Source organism: Phytohabitans houttuyneae, from assembly GCF_011764425.1.
Classification (GTDB): domain Bacteria; phylum Actinomycetota; class Actinomycetes; order Mycobacteriales; family Micromonosporaceae; genus Phytohabitans; species Phytohabitans houttuyneae.
This window is the reverse complement of the sequence record NZ_BLPF01000003.1, coordinates 379,744-396,184: the sequence shown is the minus strand read 5'-3', so window position 1 is coordinate 396,184 and position 16,441 is coordinate 379,744. Positions and strand designations below refer to the sequence as shown.

Below are 16,441 nucleotides of genomic sequence, written 5' to 3'. Positions count from 1 at the left end.
ACACCCCTCACGCGCTCTCGTAGCGGATGGCGTCGATCCCCGCGTTGCGGCTGTGCGCATCCGGTGACTCGCCGACCGCGGTCATGGTCAGCTCGTGTGGGCCCTCGTCGAGCTCGACCGTTCCCACGCGCACCCAGTCGGTGAAGCCGAGCTGGACGTTCTGGTATCCGTCGAACTCCTCGCCGACCTGCTTTCCGTCGATCGTGAGCAGGACGATGCCGTTGTTCCACGACGTCGACCTGATCGCGGAGATGTTGAACCGGCCGCCGTCCGGCAGGACGAACTCCGCCGTGCCCGAGTGACCCACCTGCCAGGCCTCCAGGTACAGGAAGGTGCCGCCTGTCGCGCTCGGCTCGCCACAGCACGGCTGCCGGTGTTGCAGCCCGATGCCTCCGGGCAGCAGCCGCATGTCCGTGGACTCGATGACGCCCTCGTGCTTGGCGAACATCGGCCAGATCACCGTCCACCCGAGCACGATGACGGCCACCAGCCCCACCGCGGCGACGGCCACGATCGGCAACAGGTGCTGGCGGCGGGGCTGTGGTGGCCTCGGGGGCGCGGCGGGCGGCGGGCCGGGCTGTGGGGCGGGCCGAGCCGCGCCGGCCGGTGCGACGTCGAACAGGATCCAGCCGCTGGTGCGCGAGGTCTCCTCCGGCGGCTGGTTCGCCGAGTAGACCCGCCCCGCGACCGCGTACCGGCCCGGCGGCACCTGGGCGGGCACGCCGATGTTCAGCAGGTACTGCACCGTGCCGCCGGGAGGCACCGGACGCTGCGGGTCGGCGACGCTGAACCACGACGGATCGGCGCCGTCGCCCGCCACCGCGCCGAAGACGGCGACATCGGCGTTCTGGCCGGCGTTTGTGACGTTCACGGTGACCCCGCCGCGGCGGTGCGCGTCGAGCGCGACCCGGCTGGCCGGGGTGACGACCGTCCACTGTGTTGTCATGAGCCCTCCTCCACGGACGGCCGCTCCACGATGAGCTCGCTGGTCGACGCGGCGGGCTTCTCCGCGGCGACGATCCTCATGATCAGCGGTAGCTGGCCGGCGGCGGCCGCGGGTACCCGCACCACGAAGTGGAATGGCCGGTCCGGCGGTTCCTCGATGACGAAGGTCGTGACACCGGTGGCCACCGACAGTGCCATCCGCATGCCTTCGGGCGTGCCGCGCCACCGGGCCAGCATCGCGCCCTCGGCGACGAGGTTGCGCAGCCTGCCGATCGGCATCGGTTCGGCGTCGCCGGGCGCGGACCGCAGGTGGTCGACCGCGACCCAGCGGGCGAGGAAGTCCACGAACCCGTCCCGCGTGCGGTACGGCAGGTACAGCGCGTCGGCCGCGTCGAGCGCCCGCTCGGCCGGCTCGTGCAGCGCCTCCATCACGCCCAGCAACGCGGCGAGCGGGGAGCCCGGGGTGGCCGCGTCCTGGAAGGCGGCCGGCAGCAGCCGTTCAATCGCCTCCCGATGCATCGCGCGTCGTCACCTCGATCCGGTGCTCGCCCGAACACAGCAGCCAGGTGTCCGGGACCGTGACCACGTCGCTGGTCTCCTGTCCGGCCGACGGCGTCCACCGCGCCCCGTCGCCGCTGCGGTACACGCCGCCCGCGCCGCCGACCAGCAACAGCCGGATAGGGCGGCCGGCGCCGCTGCGGTAGAGGCCGGGTGCCGCGCCGCCGGCCTGGGAAGCGGTCCGGGCGGAGGAGGGGGTACCGGAGTCCGGCTCGCCGGGCATGACAGCGATGCTCTCGATCGGCTCGAACCGCGCGCGGTCACGCAGCGGCAGCCCGCAGTTGACCTGTACCGGCTGCCAGACCGACGCCACCTCGGTGGTGTCCATGATCAGCACGCCCCCGCTGTGCGACGCGGCGATCGCGGTCCGGTCGTGGAAGGCGAGCGCGCGGCAGGTACCGCCGATCCACCCGGCCTGCAGCGGCTGCCAGGAGACGTCCGCCTCGAAGAGCCGGGCCCGGAAGCAGCCCGGTCCGGCCTTGCTGGGGTCCGCCTCGCCGACGCCGACCCAGAGCACCGTCGCGGGACCGTCGTACTGCACGGCCAGGGTGCGGGTGTCCAGGTTGGACAGGCCGACGTGCTGGTAGGTACCCGAGCGGCCCTCGCCGACCGACAGGTACGCGCCGCGCTGCGCCTGTGCCGCCAGCGCGACGGCGGGCACGCCGTGTTCGGAGACGAACGACTCCACGGCGTAGAACCCCAGATCGGCGTCGGCCTGGTCGACGAGAATCTGCAGCGGGGTCGCGTCCGATACCAGCGCGACCTCGAAGAGCCCGGCATCGGTGGCCAGCAGCAGGGAGCCGGTGCCGTCCCGGTCGATCCACGCGACGTCGTTGACCCGGGCCTCGAGCTGTGCCTGCAGCTCCCACGCGTCGCCGAGGTCGTCGGAGAGCCACACCCGCGAGCCGCTGGCGGCCTCCGCGCTGGGTCGGGTCACCGCGGCCAGCGCGCCCGGCCGGTGCACGGTGCCGGGTCGCAGCGCGGCGGGCGCGGGCACGATCTGGTGCACCACCTCGCCCGGAAACAGGCGGATCTCCTCCCACCCGCGGGCGGCGTTCGTGGAGCGGAAGAGCCCCTCGCCCGACCCGGCGTAGCAGGTCAGCGGCTGGTAGTTGTCCACCGCCACCGCCCGTACCCGCCCGCCGGGGGCGCTGTCGACGTGGAGCCGCACATCACTGACGTAGCGGACACCGGGCTCGGCGTGCTCAAGCAGGCGGTACACATTGGACACCCGCAGCGGCTCGCCGAAGTTCCATCCGCTGTGGTCGTCGGTCGGCAGCGGGTTCAGGGTCTGGTAGAGGCGCCGGTGGATCCGCTCGCGTACCGCGTCGACGTCCTCCTCCGGGCGGACCACCACGGTCGCGCTGATCGAGACCGCCTTGTACTTGGCCCAGCTGACCCGCACGCTTGTGCCCAGCGCGCGGCGTGACTGCAGGTCGCGCTCGGCGCGCTGCCGCAGGTCCTCCTCCTCGTGCTCGTGCAGCTTCTGCGGCGACAGCCGGTACCCCTCCTCTTTCAGCGCCGGCACGTCCGGGACCAGCACGACCTCGACCTGGCCGGGCTGCGCGAACTCGTACACCTCCGCGCGGGTGAAGGCCCGGGCCCGCCCGACGGCCGTGGTGCCGGCCGTGGCCAGCACCTCGAAGTCGCGTGCGGTCACCGCCCGCTGGCGGGAGAAGAACTCGTACGGCCCGCGCAGCAGCGCGGACTCGATGTCCTCCAGCGGCCGGCCGCCGATGGCAGCCTCCTTGTTGCCCGTGACCTGCACGCCCGGTATCGGCGTGCGCAGCTCCTTCAGGACGTCCGCGGCGACGTTGCCCGCGGGGCCGCCGCCCGTGGGGTACCAGACGCGCACCTCCCGGCCGGCGTCCGGAACCTTGGCGAGCACCACGGGCTTGGAGTCCTCACGCAACGCCGGCGGCCGGTCGGGCCTGGCGTCCACGCCGGGCGGTGGGTCCGGCGCCCCGGCGACCGGGTGCCGTACGTCCAGCGCCGGCGCGAAGGTGATCACCCCGGAGGAGCGGTCGATCAGGTAGTGCTTGGCGTTCGCCGAGGTGGTGGTGAAGGCGCCGACCGGTTGCCAGATCTCGTAGACCTTGCCCCCGTACTCGCGCGCCGCGATGCCGATCTCCACCGAGCCGGCCGTCACCTCCACACCGAGCACCAGGTCCCGCGCGTCGGCGTTGTGCACGATGGGCGGCCGTTCCACGCGCATCACCTGGCCGGGCTGGCCGGTGCCCTTGCCGATCAGCTCCCCTCGACGAGCTCGTAGTGGTGCGCCCGTACCGTCACCTCGGCCGCCCCGGCGGGTATCTGCCCGGCCTCGGTGGTGAACACGACCGGCTCCGGATCGGCGCCGCCCGCCGCGGCGACCCGGGTCCCGGCGGGGATGGCGATCGCGTCGCCGGTCTCTGATCCGGTCCGGCGGAACGTGATCAGCGTCGAAGCCGCCGAGGGCGGGTGCCGGCTCACGCCGAGCATGTTCAGGAACGAGACGTACGCCTTTTCCGGCAGCCGGTTCAGCCGGTAGATCATGACCTCGGTCAGGTAGGCGAACGCCTCCAGCAGCACGATGCCGGGGTCGTGCACCGACAGGTCGGTCCAGCTGCCACCGGACGCCTTGATCTTGTCGCGGGCCGCGGTGAGCAGCGCGGCGAAGTCGCGGTCGTCCAGGTTGGGTACCGGAAGGCTCATGGCACCCGGCCTCCCGCCAGCCGCGGCGCGGCCATCGGGTGCAGGTCGAGGGAGACGGCGATGGTGTCGTTGGCCTGGGTGGCGACGACGCGGTAGTCGAGGCGGATGTGCAGCAGCGACGGGATGTCCGGATCGGCGCCGGCGTCGACGTCGAGGACCTGCACGCGCGGCTCCCACCGGCGAAGCGCCTGGCGTACATAGTGGATGGCCAGGCCGGCGGTGGTCTCGTCGTTCGGCGCGAAGACCAGGCGGTGCAGGTGGGTGCCGTAGTCGGGCCGGTTGATCCGCTCGCCCGGCGACGTGGACAGCAGCAGCAGGATGGCCTGGCGCACCGCGGCGTCCCCCTCGACCAGCGCCAGGCCGCCGCGGGAGGTGACCACCAGCCCGCCCCGCGACGTCACCGACACCACGCGGGTTTCGTCGTCGACGGCGAAGCCGGCGCCGTCGAAGCGGAAGGCCCGGTCCGGCTGGCTCACCGGTCCACCCGCACAAGGCTCTGCACCGGCTGCAGGACCCGGTAGGTGCCGGGCGGCACACCGTCGGTGAGACCGGACAGCGACGACGTGAGCACGCGGCGGCCGCCCACCCGGACGAACAGGCTCGGCCCGGCCAGCGGCGGCATCGTCGACGTGCACGGCTTCGTGTTCGTGCTCACGTTCGGGCAGGCGACGACCGGGCGACCCAGCACGTCGGTCTCCACCAGCACGGGCGCGCCGCTCACCGAGATCCACCGCTCCGCCGCCTGGCTGACGATCCGTCCCATGTGGATGCAGGTGAGCACGGAGCTCTCGCACAGCCACCACATCACAGTCCCCCGTCCTCGGGCACCGGGGCATGGACGAAGTCCACGGTTGCGGCCCGGATCGTGATACCGCGGCCGGGCGCCTGTATGACCAGGTCCCCGGCGGCGTGCAGCCGTACCTCGCCGTCCCCCAGCTCCACCCGGCTGCCCGCCTTGTTGCGCAGGATCAGGCTCTGCTCGGCGTCGTCGACCAGCAGCGACTGGCCGCCCGCGGTACGCATCGACCACCGCCGCACCCGGCCCCCGTCGATGCCCGGGTCGGGTGGCTCGACGGCGCCGTAGAGCCCGCCGAGCACGATGCCGGCGGCCGGCTCGCCGTGCGGCAGCGCCACGAGCACCGTGTCGTCCACATCGGGCAGTGCCACCAGCCCTCGGTCCGGCCCCGCGCCCGGACACAGCACACCGAGCCAGCCGGCGTCGAGGTCGCCCAGCGCGGGCAACCGCACCTTCACCCGCCCGTACCCGTCCGGGTCGTCCACCGCCGTCACCGTGCCGAGGGTCAGCGCCGCGGTCCGCCGCGGGACCGCGGGGCGCGGCGGCCGGGTGCCGAACCGGGTCAGGTAGCCGGTCGCGTCCACGGTGTGCGTCACCTCGGTCAGCACGTACGTGCCGGCCAGCGCCGGCGCGATGCCGGACAGCCGCACCCGCGCCCCCGGCCGCAGCAGCGCGCTCCCGCCGGCCACTCCGGACACGCTGACCGCGGCGGCGGTGCCGGTGTCGAGCTCCACCTGCGCCGCGGCCTGCACCTCGGCGTCGCCCCGCCCGGCACGGTCGACCAGGAGCCGCTCGGCCTCGGTGCCGACGGCGGAAGGATCGGGCCGCAGCTCGATCCGCCGCCCGGTGTGCGCCGTGGTGGCCCGCTGGTCGATCAGCTGGGCCCGCTGCGGATGCCAGCCCAGCGCGCGGACCCGCTCGACCGCACCGTCGAGGTTGGCCTCCACGGCCACCTCCAGCAGCGACACACCCAGCCGCAGCGGTACCGGCTCGCCGTACCCGTCCAGGCCCACCAGGCGCACCCCGTCGCCGTCGGTCACCGGGTGCAGGCCCGCCCGGTTCGCCACGTCGACGAGCAGCTCCAGGTCGTGGCGGTGGTGGTGGACGATGCGCTCCAGCAGCGGCCCGTCCCGCTCGGCCGACACGGCCTTGCCGGTCAGCGCCCGCGCCAGCTTCGCCGCGGTCATCGACTCGAAGACCTGGGTGCGGCGGCGCCTGCGCAGGCGGTACAGCAGGTCGTAGGCGCGCACCCGCAGCGTCGCGGTGCCGTCGGCGGCGTACAGCACCTCGAACGCCGTCACGTCGCCGGCGAACATCGGGTCGGTGTCGGTGTACGCCTGTACCGACAGCGCCGCGCCGAGCTTGAACAGCGCGGTCTCCGCGTCGGCGCCGGACCAGGTGACGTACGACAGCTCGCACTGCGCCGGCTGGGACAGGCGCGCGGTCACCCGCACCTCGGCCAGCCGGCGGGCCGCCTCGGCGGGCAGCGCCCGGCCGTCGACGCGCACCTCCACGCTCGGTACGGCGGCGGTCAGGGCGGTGCCCTCGGTTTGCACGCTCATGACAGCCCCCGCGGCACGACGGGTACCACCGGCGCGCCACCTGGCACGGGCGCGACCGGCGGCGCGGACAGCACGGTGCCGGGCGCCACGTCCAGCGGGTTGGCGATGTTGTTGTGCTCGGCCAGTGCGCGCCACGGCAGCGGGCTGCCGAGCACCTCGTTCGAGATCAGGTCGAAGCGCACGCCCGAGTGGCCCTTGCTCTGCCCCGCACCCGGTGGCGCGGCACCGGGCTTCGCGGCCGCGGCCTTTCCGGTCGCGGACTTTGCGACGCCGCCGCTGTCACCGACGGCGGTCACCGCGCCGCCCGGCGGTACCGACGGCGCCGAGTTCGACGACTGCAGCTCCTCCTCGAAGTCCTGCTTGAGCTGCGCGGCGCTGTCGGCCGTGCGGACCAGCCGCATGCGCAGCCACGAGCGGCGCGGGCTGCCGCCGGGCGTGAAGTCGTCAAACCGCTCGGCCACCGCGACGATCACCCCCGGGACGTTCCACGCCTTGCCCCACACCAGGCGTACCAGCGGCGGCCGCACCGCGCCGTGCTCCTCGGCGGAGTTTTCCGCCAGCATCCACAGCCGGCGGGTCAGGGCGCGCACGTCCTGCGGGCGGGACTGGCCGTCGACAAGCTCGACGTCGAAGAGCAGGTCCAGGCGCAGCTCGGTACGGCCACCGCCGGTGAACAGCAGCGGGTCGTCGGCGAGCCCGACGCCGGTGAGCTGGCCGGCGTGCGAGCCGCGGGCGCGCACCCCGGCCAGCCGCGAGACCTGTACTGTCTCCGGGTTCAGGAGGCAGTCCACGCGTTCGCCGGTCGCGTCGACGAGAAACGACACCCGCTCCACGGTCAGTCACCCCGTTGCTCGGCGGCCAACTCGCGCAGGTGCCGCGCGTCCTCGACCGGCCGTACCGGTGTCCACAGTGGGCTGTCGTCGGGCAGCTCCGGCCACGGGTCGTACCGGCCGGTCGCCTGGTAGGCCGCGTCGGCGGGCACGTAGGACGGGGTCGGCGGTTCCGTGGTCGGGTGCCGGGTCGGCGCGGGCGGGGGTGGTTGCGCTTCGGCCCGCTGCGGCGCCGGTGGGTGCTCCGGGCCCGCCCGGTGCGGGGTCAGGGCCGGCAGGACGCGCGGCTCCGGTTCGCCGGCGGCGCGGTGGTCGAGGTGGCCGGCCGTGCGGTGGTCGGGCTGGCCGGCAGCACGGTGGTCCGGGTCGGGGCGGAGCAGGCGGGGACCCGGGAGGAGCGGGCGTGCGCCCGGCGGCTCGGGCGCATGTTCGAGCGGGCTGGTCATGATCCGAGGCCGCGTGAGCGGATCCGGCGGTGTGAGCAGATCCGGCCGTGCGAGCTGATCCAGCGATGCGGACGGTTCCGGCGACTGAGTGGGCGGCGACTGCGGCCGGGTGGGCCGTCCCCGGTCCGGCTGGGATGCGCTCGCCGCCTCGACGGAGTCGCTTCGCGGCGGGTTGCGGAGGCGGTCGGTCGGCGCGTGATCGGCCCTCCGCGACGTCGCTGTCGACACCGGCGGCGGTGTCACCCGCAGCCTGGGGACGGTCTTCGCCGGATCGGGCGGCAGGGGCATCGCCGGTGCGGGCGGTCCCGGGTCGGCGGCGTGCGGGACCGGCCGGGACCCCGTCGCGTCACCCGGCGCCTCCTCGCCCACACGGCCCGTCCCGGCCGCAGCCGGCACCTCATCGCCCACCGGTCCTGTCCCCGTCGCGACACCTGACGCCTTCTCGCCCACCGGCCCCATCTCGCTCGCGGCGCCCGGCGGCTCATCGCTGACCCGCCACCTCCCGGCCGCGGCAACCGTCGGCTCGTCGCCCACTCGCCCCATCCCGGGGGCGACACCCGGCGTCCCATCCGGCACCGGCGCCGTCCCGGACCGCGACGCCTTCGACGCATCGGCGCGGCCATGCGACTCGGTGGAGACAGGCGACTCGGTGGAGACAGGCGACTCGGTGGGGACAGCCCACTCAGTTGGGACACGCCCATCGGCGGGCACGACGCGCTTCTCCGCGGGAAAGTGCGGCTCGGCGGAGGCATGCGGATCTGTCGGGACGGGCGCCTCCTTAGGGACGCGCGCCTCCGCCGGGACCGCCGCCTCCGAGGAGACGCGAGCATTCGTGGAGACGTGAGGATTCGTGGAGACCTGGGCCGCCGCGGGGACATGTGCGTGGGTTCCCGCGGGAGCGTGCGGCTCCCCCAGGCTCCGGCCCGCCGCGGCTCCCCGGACCGTGGGCGCGGCCCGGCCCGCCGTGTCCTCCGCGCCGGAGTCCCACGGCGGCCGGGCGGCGTAGGGCGGAGGCGGCAGCGAAGCGCCCCGCGCGCGGCTGCGCACCAACCGGAGCCATGCCTCGGGTGGCGCGTCCGGATCGGACGGTGCGGCCACGGCCGGTTCCGGGGCGGCTTGCGGCCCGGCCACCCGCTGCGACAGCCGGGCGAGCCACCGCAGGACCAGCAGCCGCCACGCCGGGTAAGGCCTACGCCCCGCCACCGCTGCCCGGCTCCAGCTCGAGGCCCTCGTAGGCGATGACCAGAGAATGAAGCAGGATCTCGCGGCTCATCGCATCCAGCGACTCGCTGGTCCACCCGCTGGGCCAGGCGTTCATCAGGTTCCAGCGGGTGACCTCGGTCGAGCCGGCCGCGTCCAGCAGCACGATGGACACGTTGCGCCGCGACACCTTGCCGGTCAGTGCGGTCTGCAGCCAGTCCCACGCCTCGGTCGACGAGGTCGCCCCGTACCAGAGGGTCGCCGGCAGGTACGTGGTACGCCCGGGGATCGCCCGCACGATGGAGTTGTCGCCCGCCTCCCGGTACGCGATCGCGTCCACCTTGACCCCCAGCCCGGTGACCCGGGTGAAGTGGCCGTTGGTGATGTTGTTGATCAGCAGCTTGAAGTTGAAGTCCCGGTACGGGTCGACCCACCCGCCGGGTTGCGCCGCGGTATCCGTCATCGCCATCACCCACCCATGACGTCGGTCTGGGCCCCGCCGGCCCACTGGCTGAGCCGGAAGATCACGAACTCCGCCGGCTTGACCACGGCCAGGCCGATCAGCGCTATGACCCGACCCTGGTCCCGCTGGTCCGCGGGGTTGGTCTCCTCATCGCACTTGACGAAGAACGCCTCCTGCGGCGTCCGGCCCATCAGCGCGCCGTCACGCCACACGCTCGTCAGGAACGCGGTGATGTCGCGGCGGATGGACTTCCACAGGGTCAGGTCGTTGGGTTCGAACACCATCCAGCCGGTGCCGAGCTCGATGGACCGGCCGACGGCGTTGAAGAGCCGGCGCACGTTGATGTACCGCCACTCGCTGGCCTCCGCGGCGAGCGTCCTCGCGCCCCAGACCCGGATGCCTTCCGCGGCGAAGTACCGGATGCAGTTGACCCCTGCGGGTTGAGCTTCTCCTGCTCCTGACGGGTGACCCGGTAGGTCACGTCGAGCGCGCCGCGCAGCGGCTCGTTCGCCGGCGCCTTGTGCACGCCCCGCGTCGCGTCGGTGCGGGCCCACGTGCCGGCCATGTGGCCGCTGGGCGGCGCCGTGACGATCTGCCCGCCGAGCGGGTCACGTACCTTGATCCAGGGGAAGTAGAACGTACCCTGGTCGGATTGTCGTGGCCGCAACCCGCCACTCGCCGGCGCCGCCGGTTTGGCCGGTGCCGCGGGCGCCGACGGTGCGGCCTCCCCGGGCGCACCCGCCGCGGCCCCTTCGTCGCCGTCCGCGGGCTTCTCCTTGGCAGCGGCCGCCTTCGCCGGCTTGTCGCCGGGTGCCGGGGTCTCCCCCGCGGTGGCCACCTCGACCAGGCGGTCGATGTTGTCCACATCGGACGGCGGGTCGAGGATCGCCACCGGGAAGGCCAGCCGCTCGCAGTGGCTGAGCAGCGCCTCGTGCGCGGCCGGATCGGTGAACCCGGGCGCGGCCACGATGGCGATCTCGTCGATCGTCTCCAGCACCTGCAGTCCGGTCCGCTTGCGGCCGGTCCCGGTGATCGCGTCGGACTTGCCGATGTTGACCACGTAGCAGCGGCTGCCCCCGTTGTCGAAGAAGCCGTAGACCGCGTTGGCCAGGTGGGTGGTCTCCGGCGGCTTCGGGTTGTTCGCCGGGCCGCAGAAGATGGTCAGGAACTCCGTCCAGCTGTTCACGGCGACCGCCTCGTCGACCCGCGCCGCCCGGTCCGGGGCGTGGCCGATGAAGCCCGCCGTGCTGGTGCCGACCGCGCCGATCGGCCGTGCGCCGCCGGGTACCTCCTCGACGAATACGCCGGGAGCTGCGTAGTTGGGCATCACGACTCCTCGAGATCGCAGTGAATGGTCAACGGCTCGGTGAAGTCAGGCTCGAGCCGCGCGGTCAGTGCGCGGCCGCGCCCCTCCAGCCGCAGCTGGATCCGGCCGTGCCGGGGCACGGCGGCAAGGTGGAACCAACCGTCCGCGTCCGTGTACGCCGCCGCCCGGCCCGCCTCGACGCGCATTCCGGGTATCGGCCGCTCCCCGGGCCGAGCACCCGGCCGTCCAGGGGGCGCATCTCCAGCGACCCGAGGCGCAGCGGGTGCAGCACCAGCGGTGCCCGGACTGGCTGCCGGACCACCTGCGCGGGAACGTCGATGAACAGCGCGGGGCGGGGTTCGACACCCAGTGCCAGCCACATGCGCGGGTCGGGCGGCTCCAGCGCGATCGCCGGCTCGCCCGCGCGCACGGCCGCGACGAGCACGGCGTCGAGCAGGCGCGACGACGCTGTCCCGGACGGGGGTTCGGCGGGGGCGAGCAGGTGGCGGACGCGCAGGGTGTACGGCGCTTCGCCGTCCGCACCGCGGGTGTGCCGCTCCGGCCGCAGCTCCAGCGGCCACAGGCGCAACGCGTCGCCATCCCCGCCGTCCGCGCGGCGGCTCCGGGTGGTGGTGGCTCCGATGAGGACGGCGCCGCCGGTTACGCTCTCGATCCAGGCTGCCAGTTCCGTGGTGGCGGCCTCGGTCGGTCCGGAACGCGGTTCGTCCGTCATGGCCGCGATGGCCCGTTCACCGGCGCGGACCCGGGCGGTATCGCTGTCTGGTAGGTATGCCGGTCCACCATGGCGGCCACCCCCGACTCCCTCGGCAGCAGGCGCGGCGCTCAGTCCGCCTCATTCCGACGGTAGATCAGTCGTTCCCGGCTTTTCCGCCTTTCGCCCGATTTAGCCCTCTGGAGGCTCCGCAGGCGGCATCATGCGGGCCTCGGCCCGGGTTGGAGACGGGGCTAGGGTCCAAGGTGGACGTAGCCGGCCCAGAGCGTGGGGTCGTGCGGGTACCGGCGGCGCAGGGCGCGGGTCGCGGCGTGCAGGGCCAGGGCCGCCGTGTCCGGCGCGAGCGTGTGGCCGTCTCCAGTGCGCATCGCCCGGTACACCTGGGTGGTCATGCGGGCGGCGATGGTGTCACTGACCGCCCACAGCGTCGCGATCACGTGCTGGTAGCCGGCCAGTTGCAGCGCGCCGCCGACGTGGATGGCCTCGTCGGGCAGGCGCAGGCCGCCGCGGGCGGTGTCGCAGGCGGACAGGTAGGCGAACTGTGCCTGCGAAAGGCGCAGCCGGGAGATCTCGACAACGGTGAACGGGTCCTGCGCGTGGTCGTGCAGCAGCAGCCGGCTGCGGCTGGGGTCGGTCAGGTCGTGACTGGCGTGGCAGGCGAAGTGTGCCCACGCGTGCTCGCGCATGGCGGCGCTGACGGCGGCGCGGTCGGCGTCCGGTCCGGTGAGCACCGCGGTCGGGAGCCCGAGGCCGGCCAGGCTGGCCGCCTCCCGGTGGGCGCCGGGAATCGGCGGGAGGCCGGGAGCCTCCGGAAGGGCGACGAGCAGCAGCGAACGCCGCTCGGGCGCGGGCTGCGGGCGCGTGCCGAGGTCGCGCAGCGTGTTCAGGCTCGGCGTGTACGAGGACACGACCCGGTCCAGGACGGACTGTCCCGGTGCGCTGGGCCGGCGGGCGGCGGCGGCGTGGATCGGCAGAAACGTGAGCATCCACGTCGGACACCAGTGGATCCTCGGCCACTCCGCCTTTTCCGGCGGGGTCTCGTGGTGGCCGAGCGCGGCCAGCACCGGCTCGGCGGTGGTGTGCCACAGCCAGTCGAGCGTCTCGGTGACCGTCTCGACGGCGCCGGGCCGGCCGCCGGGCCGGGTCAGGTCGGCGAGGGCCTGGTTGAACGCGGTCACCCGCTCGCGTACCGCGGCGGTGGTCAGCGCCGGCAGCGGTACCACGCGGATGCCGCCGGCGGAGACCAGCAGGGCGTGTGAGCCGACGTCAGCGGGGTTGACGAGAACGGCGGTGCGACCCTCGGCGGGGAGCAGCGCGGCCGCGTCGGGCGGGCGTAGGAACCCCTCGAACCCGGGCTGGGACCGGATCTCGGCGAGCAGGCCGCGCCACTCCACGGCGAGGTCCCGGCGCCGTCGCGGATCGGTCGTGCGTTCGGTCTCCTCCTCGACGCGGTCGAGCCGGCCGGCGAGGTCGGGCCGTTCGGCCCGCAGCCGCAGCCCGTTGCCGCGCGCGTCGAGCTCCTGGTGAAACAGGATGGCGCGGCCGTGCTCCAGCATCGTGACGGCGCGGCGCGGGTCGCCGGCGAGGATCGCGGTCGCGGCCGCCTCGTTGGCCAGGCCGGACCAGAAGGTGAGCTGCCGCTCCCGGTCCGGTCGCCGCAGGGCCCGCCAGGCACCGCGGGCGGCGAGGCCGACACCGGAGGCGTACACGTCCGCGGCGTCGCGCCACCGGCCGGTCCGGACCGCGAGGTCGCCGGCCGCGTACGCCTCCACCACGCGGGACACGGCGGTCTGCTCGGTGTCGGCGATGCCCGCGCGCAGCAGCGTCATCGCCTCGTCGTAGGTGTTGTGGGTACCCGTCACCAGGTGCTGTTCGCGCATCGCGTGCGCAAGCTCGGACCGGGCGGTGCCCACTTCGGACGGGTTGGCCCGCCGCCCGGTCAGCTCGCGCCACCGGTCCCGCGCCAGCGTCGTGGCCCGCTCCAGGTCGTCGCGGTCGCCGGTGGCGCGGTAGCGGCGCAGCAGCGTGGCGCCGAGCTGGGCGCGCAGGTCCCGGTGTACGGCGGACCGCTTGGGCACGGTGGCCAGGCCGTCGTTCAGCAGGGTGACGCACTCGTCGAGAAGCCGCGGGTCGCTGGCCGGCGGGCCGTGGATCGCCGGGTCGGCGTCCGCCATCAGGTAGGTGCAGAGGACCTCGAGGTTGGTCGCCCGTTCCAGCGGGTCGAGGGCGGTGACGCTGTCGAAGACCTCGCGGTACCGGGCCAGCTCCGGTCCCGGCACGAGCATCTCGCCCATCGTGCCGAGCGAGACGGCGATCGTGGCGGACGCCAGGCGGAAGCGGTCGTGGCTCTCCGTTCCCGGTGCGAGGCGTGCGACAGCGCGGTCGAGGGCGGCCCGGGCCGAGGCGGCTCCGCTGAGGTCGCCGAGGTAGATCAGGTGGTGGGCCTCGGTGGCCAGCACCACCGGCTCCAGGTCTTCGCGGTCCGGGTGGTCGTCGGGGAGCAGGTCCATCAGGTCGCGCAGGTCGCGGGAGGTCTCGGCGAACCCGGTGACGCCGCTGCTGCGACTCAGGCGCAGGGTCAGCGCGCGCACGAGGGCGGCGGCCGCCGGCTTCAGGCCCGGGTGGTCGCGGCCGGCGGCGAACACGGCCGGCCGGAGAAGCGCGAGGGCCTCGTGGAGGGCATCGTCGTCGTCGCGGGCGTCGGCGATCTCGGCCAGCGTCCCGCCGAGCACGCCGGTGCGGGCGAGGCGCTCCTCGTGGTCGGGTGGTGTCGCGGCGAGCGCCGCCCGGGCGTGCCGCCGGGTGGGTTCGAGCAACGCGGTGTCGTGTCCGTTGTAGAACGTGTTGAGCAGCACGCGGGCCAGCTCGGCACGCGTGTCCGGCTCGATCGTGTCCAGCTCCGCCGCCAGCGCGAGCGCGTCGCGGGCGAGCACGCCCGCCTGGCCGATCGCCTCGCGCCGCTGGTCCTCGTCCTCCTCGGCGTAGCTGTACAGGTCGGAGGCGCAGGTCACCAGCGTGTGCAGGTCACCCTCGGACCGCTCGCCGGGTTCGGGGAGGCTCGCGTCGGGGTCGAAGACCCGCGCCAGGTTCGGCGGCACCTGGTCCGGGTCGCGCGCGTACACCTGCGCGTATAGCGACAGCGTGTACGGCAGCACGTCGAGGTCGACGCCGCCGTCGAGGTAGAGGTAGCGCTGCCACAGAGCGGTGGCGAGGTCGGCGACGGTGTCCTCCCGCCCCGGGGTGCCCTCCGGGACCATGGCGAGCAGCGTGCCCAGGCGGGACGGGCCGTCGACCGGGAGGTCGCCGCCCTCCAGCCAGCCCAGGCGCACGGTGATCGCGTCCAGCAGCGACAGCACCACGAACGGCCGGTGCGGGTCCCCTTCCGCGGCGCGGCGCACCGCCGGCCGCAGGAGTCGCAGCGCCTCCCGCAGCACCCGCTCGTCGCGGCGGCTCGCGGCCACGCCGGACAGCGCCATGCCGAGTACGCCGACCCGGCGCAGCACCTCCGGATCGTCCCGCGGCGTGCGGTCCAGCGCGCGCCGGGCGTTGGCCACGGCCTGGTCCCAGGCGTCGTCGTCACTGGTGTGCCAGGCCAGCGTCTGGAGGGCTCGGGCCAGCTCCGCCCGGGTGTCCCTGTCGATCTCGTGGCCGGAGCGGGCCAGCGCCATCGCGTACCGGGCCAGGGTCACCGCCGACTCCAGCGCGACCCAGTCCCGCTCGTCCGCCGCGGCGAGGTCGAACAGGTCGTGCACGCAGGTCACCAGCAGGCCCGCGTCCTCCGGGAACGGGCCGGGGCCTATCTCGAACAGGGGCGCGAGCACCGGTGGCACGCCGACGGCGGCGGCGCGGCGCCACAGCCACACCGCCTCGCGCAGGTCGTCCGCGGTGCCCGGTGGGTCCGCGTACAGGTAGCGGGACCAGTAGAAGGAGGCGAGCGTCTCGGCGACGGCCGGGTCCAGCTCCGGCGCGCGGCGGCGGCGTGTGCGGGTCAGGAACGTCCGCAGGTTCTCGACGTCCTCCAGGGTCTCGGCATCGGTCAGCTCGGACGGGTGACGGCGGGCCCGCCGGGCCGTGACGGCCACGAGCCACAGCAGCAGCTTGCGCCACAACCTCCGCCGCATCCCGCGCTCCCGTCAGGGTGTGGCCAGCGCCGCCACGAGCAGCGCGGCGACGATGGCCGCGACGGCGCCGAGGGACAGCTGCCACACCCGCCGCTCGACCCACCGGGCGAGCCGCCGGGCGCGACCGGGCCGCACCGGGCGGGCCGAGCCGACGTACGCCGCGGCGATCGTGCTGATCTCGGCGCCGGTGAGCACCATGACCTGCCAGGACCCGTCCAGCTCGACGGCGGCGTCGGCGCCGGGTGGCCGGATCCGCAGCGGGGCACGCAGGACCAGGTCGCGGCGGCTCGGGTCCGGGTCGGTGGAGTACGCCGCCGAGTACCCCGTGATGGTCGACCCGTCCTTGAGCTGCACGCTCAGGAAGACCCGGACGCCCGGCGCGGCGAGCCGGCTCAACGCGGTGTGCCATCCGGACTCCTGGCCGATCCGCCGTGCCGCGGGCGCGTCCAGCAGGTCGTGCGCGGCGGTCGCGTAGAGCAGGGCGATCACCAGTGCCACCGCGAGCGTGGCGACGCTGAGCAGTGGATGCGCCTCGACGTAGCCGCCGCCCCCGGCGACCAGGCCGCCGATGTCCACAATGGTGCCTGGTGCCACCGCCTCGACCGCCACCAGCGTCGCCGCCGACGCGGCGCTGAAGAGCACGCCGGTCAGCAGCACCCGGTTGATCTCCAGGAAAGTGCTCTCGTCGCGGCGCGGCCTGGTGCGCTGCCACATCAGCTCGAAGGCGGTCCCCGGCGTCACCATCAACAGGAACGTGACGACCGCGGCCGCGGTGGCGGGCACCACG

Annotated in this window: 15 protein-coding genes; all 15 read right to left on the bottom strand. The window is 74.3% G+C overall.

Annotated elements, in window-relative coordinates; genetic code table 11:
* Window positions 1-7: 7 nt before the first annotated feature.
* Window positions 8-946: a hypothetical protein gene (locus Phou_RS36815; protein WP_173065953.1), complete on the bottom strand. Its 939-nt coding sequence runs from the start codon at window positions 944-946 to the stop codon at window positions 8-10.
* Window positions 943-1,464: a phage tail protein gene (locus tag Phou_RS36810; RefSeq protein WP_173065950.1), complete on the bottom strand. Its 522-nt coding sequence runs from the start codon at window positions 1,462-1,464 to the stop codon at window positions 943-945. The genes Phou_RS36815 and Phou_RS36810 overlap by 4 nt, the downstream gene beginning before the upstream one ends.
* Complete coding sequence (locus tag Phou_RS36805) at window positions 1,445-3,712, bottom strand: baseplate J/gp47 family protein (RefSeq protein ID WP_246274145.1); 2,268 nt, start codon at window positions 3,710-3,712, stop codon at window positions 1,445-1,447. The genes Phou_RS36810 and Phou_RS36805 overlap by 20 nt, the downstream gene beginning before the upstream one ends.
* 38 nt (window positions 3,713-3,750) lie before the next feature.
* Window positions 3,751-4,197: a baseplate J/gp47 family protein gene (locus Phou_RS53595; protein WP_246274144.1), complete on the bottom strand. Its 447-nt coding sequence runs from the start codon at window positions 4,195-4,197 to the stop codon at window positions 3,751-3,753.
* Complete coding sequence (locus tag Phou_RS53590; RefSeq protein ID WP_246274143.1) at window positions 4,194-4,673, bottom strand: GPW/gp25 family protein; 480 nt, start codon at window positions 4,671-4,673, stop codon at window positions 4,194-4,196. The genes Phou_RS53595 and Phou_RS53590 overlap by 4 nt, the downstream gene beginning before the upstream one ends.
* Window positions 4,670-4,960, bottom strand: a complete 291-nt coding sequence (locus tag Phou_RS53585; RefSeq protein ID WP_246274142.1) for a hypothetical protein — start codon at window positions 4,958-4,960, stop codon at window positions 4,670-4,672. The genes Phou_RS53590 and Phou_RS53585 overlap by 4 nt, the downstream gene beginning before the upstream one ends.
* A gap of 41 nt (window positions 4,961-5,001) precedes the next feature.
* The gene (locus Phou_RS36795; RefSeq protein WP_173065944.1) at window positions 5,002-6,555 is read right to left on the bottom strand and encodes a phage baseplate assembly protein V; all 1,554 of its coding nucleotides are present in this window, start codon (window positions 6,553-6,555) and stop codon (window positions 5,002-5,004) included.
* Window positions 6,552-7,388, bottom strand: a complete 837-nt coding sequence (locus tag Phou_RS36790) for a CIS tube protein (RefSeq protein ID WP_173065941.1) — start codon at window positions 7,386-7,388, stop codon at window positions 6,552-6,554. The genes Phou_RS36795 and Phou_RS36790 overlap by 4 nt, the downstream gene beginning before the upstream one ends.
* Window positions 7,389-7,390: 2 nt before the next feature.
* Entirely contained in the window at window positions 7,391-7,831 is a 441-nt protein-coding gene (locus Phou_RS36785) for a hypothetical protein (RefSeq protein WP_173065937.1), read from the bottom strand.
* A 1,189-nt stretch (window positions 7,832-9,020) separates the two neighbouring features.
* Window positions 9,021-9,494, bottom strand: coding sequence for a phage tail protein (locus Phou_RS36780; protein WP_173065934.1), 474 nt, complete (start codon window positions 9,492-9,494; stop codon window positions 9,021-9,023).
* A 5-nt stretch (window positions 9,495-9,499) separates the two neighbouring features.
* Entirely contained in the window at window positions 9,500-9,832 is a 333-nt protein-coding gene (locus tag Phou_RS53580) for a phage tail sheath C-terminal domain-containing protein (RefSeq protein WP_246274141.1), read from the bottom strand.
* Window positions 9,754-10,821: a phage tail sheath subtilisin-like domain-containing protein gene (locus tag Phou_RS36775; protein ID WP_246274140.1), complete on the bottom strand. Its 1,068-nt coding sequence runs from the start codon at window positions 10,819-10,821 to the stop codon at window positions 9,754-9,756. Before Phou_RS36775 ends, Phou_RS53580 begins: the two co-directional genes overlap by 79 nt.
* Window positions 10,822-10,885: 64 nt before the next feature.
* A complete protein-coding gene (locus Phou_RS36770; protein WP_173065931.1) occupies window positions 10,886-11,533 on the bottom strand; it encodes a hypothetical protein in 648 nt (215 codons plus the stop codon).
* Between the two features lie 233 nt (window positions 11,534-11,766).
* Window positions 11,767-15,654, bottom strand: a complete 3,888-nt coding sequence (locus Phou_RS36765) for a CHAT domain-containing protein (RefSeq protein WP_173065928.1) — start codon at window positions 15,652-15,654, stop codon at window positions 11,767-11,769.
* Window positions 15,655-15,666: 12 nt separating this feature from the next.
* Entirely contained in the window at window positions 15,667-16,440 is a 774-nt protein-coding gene (locus Phou_RS36760) for a DUF6338 family protein (RefSeq protein ID WP_173065925.1), read from the bottom strand.
* Window position 16,441: the final 1 nt, after the last annotated feature.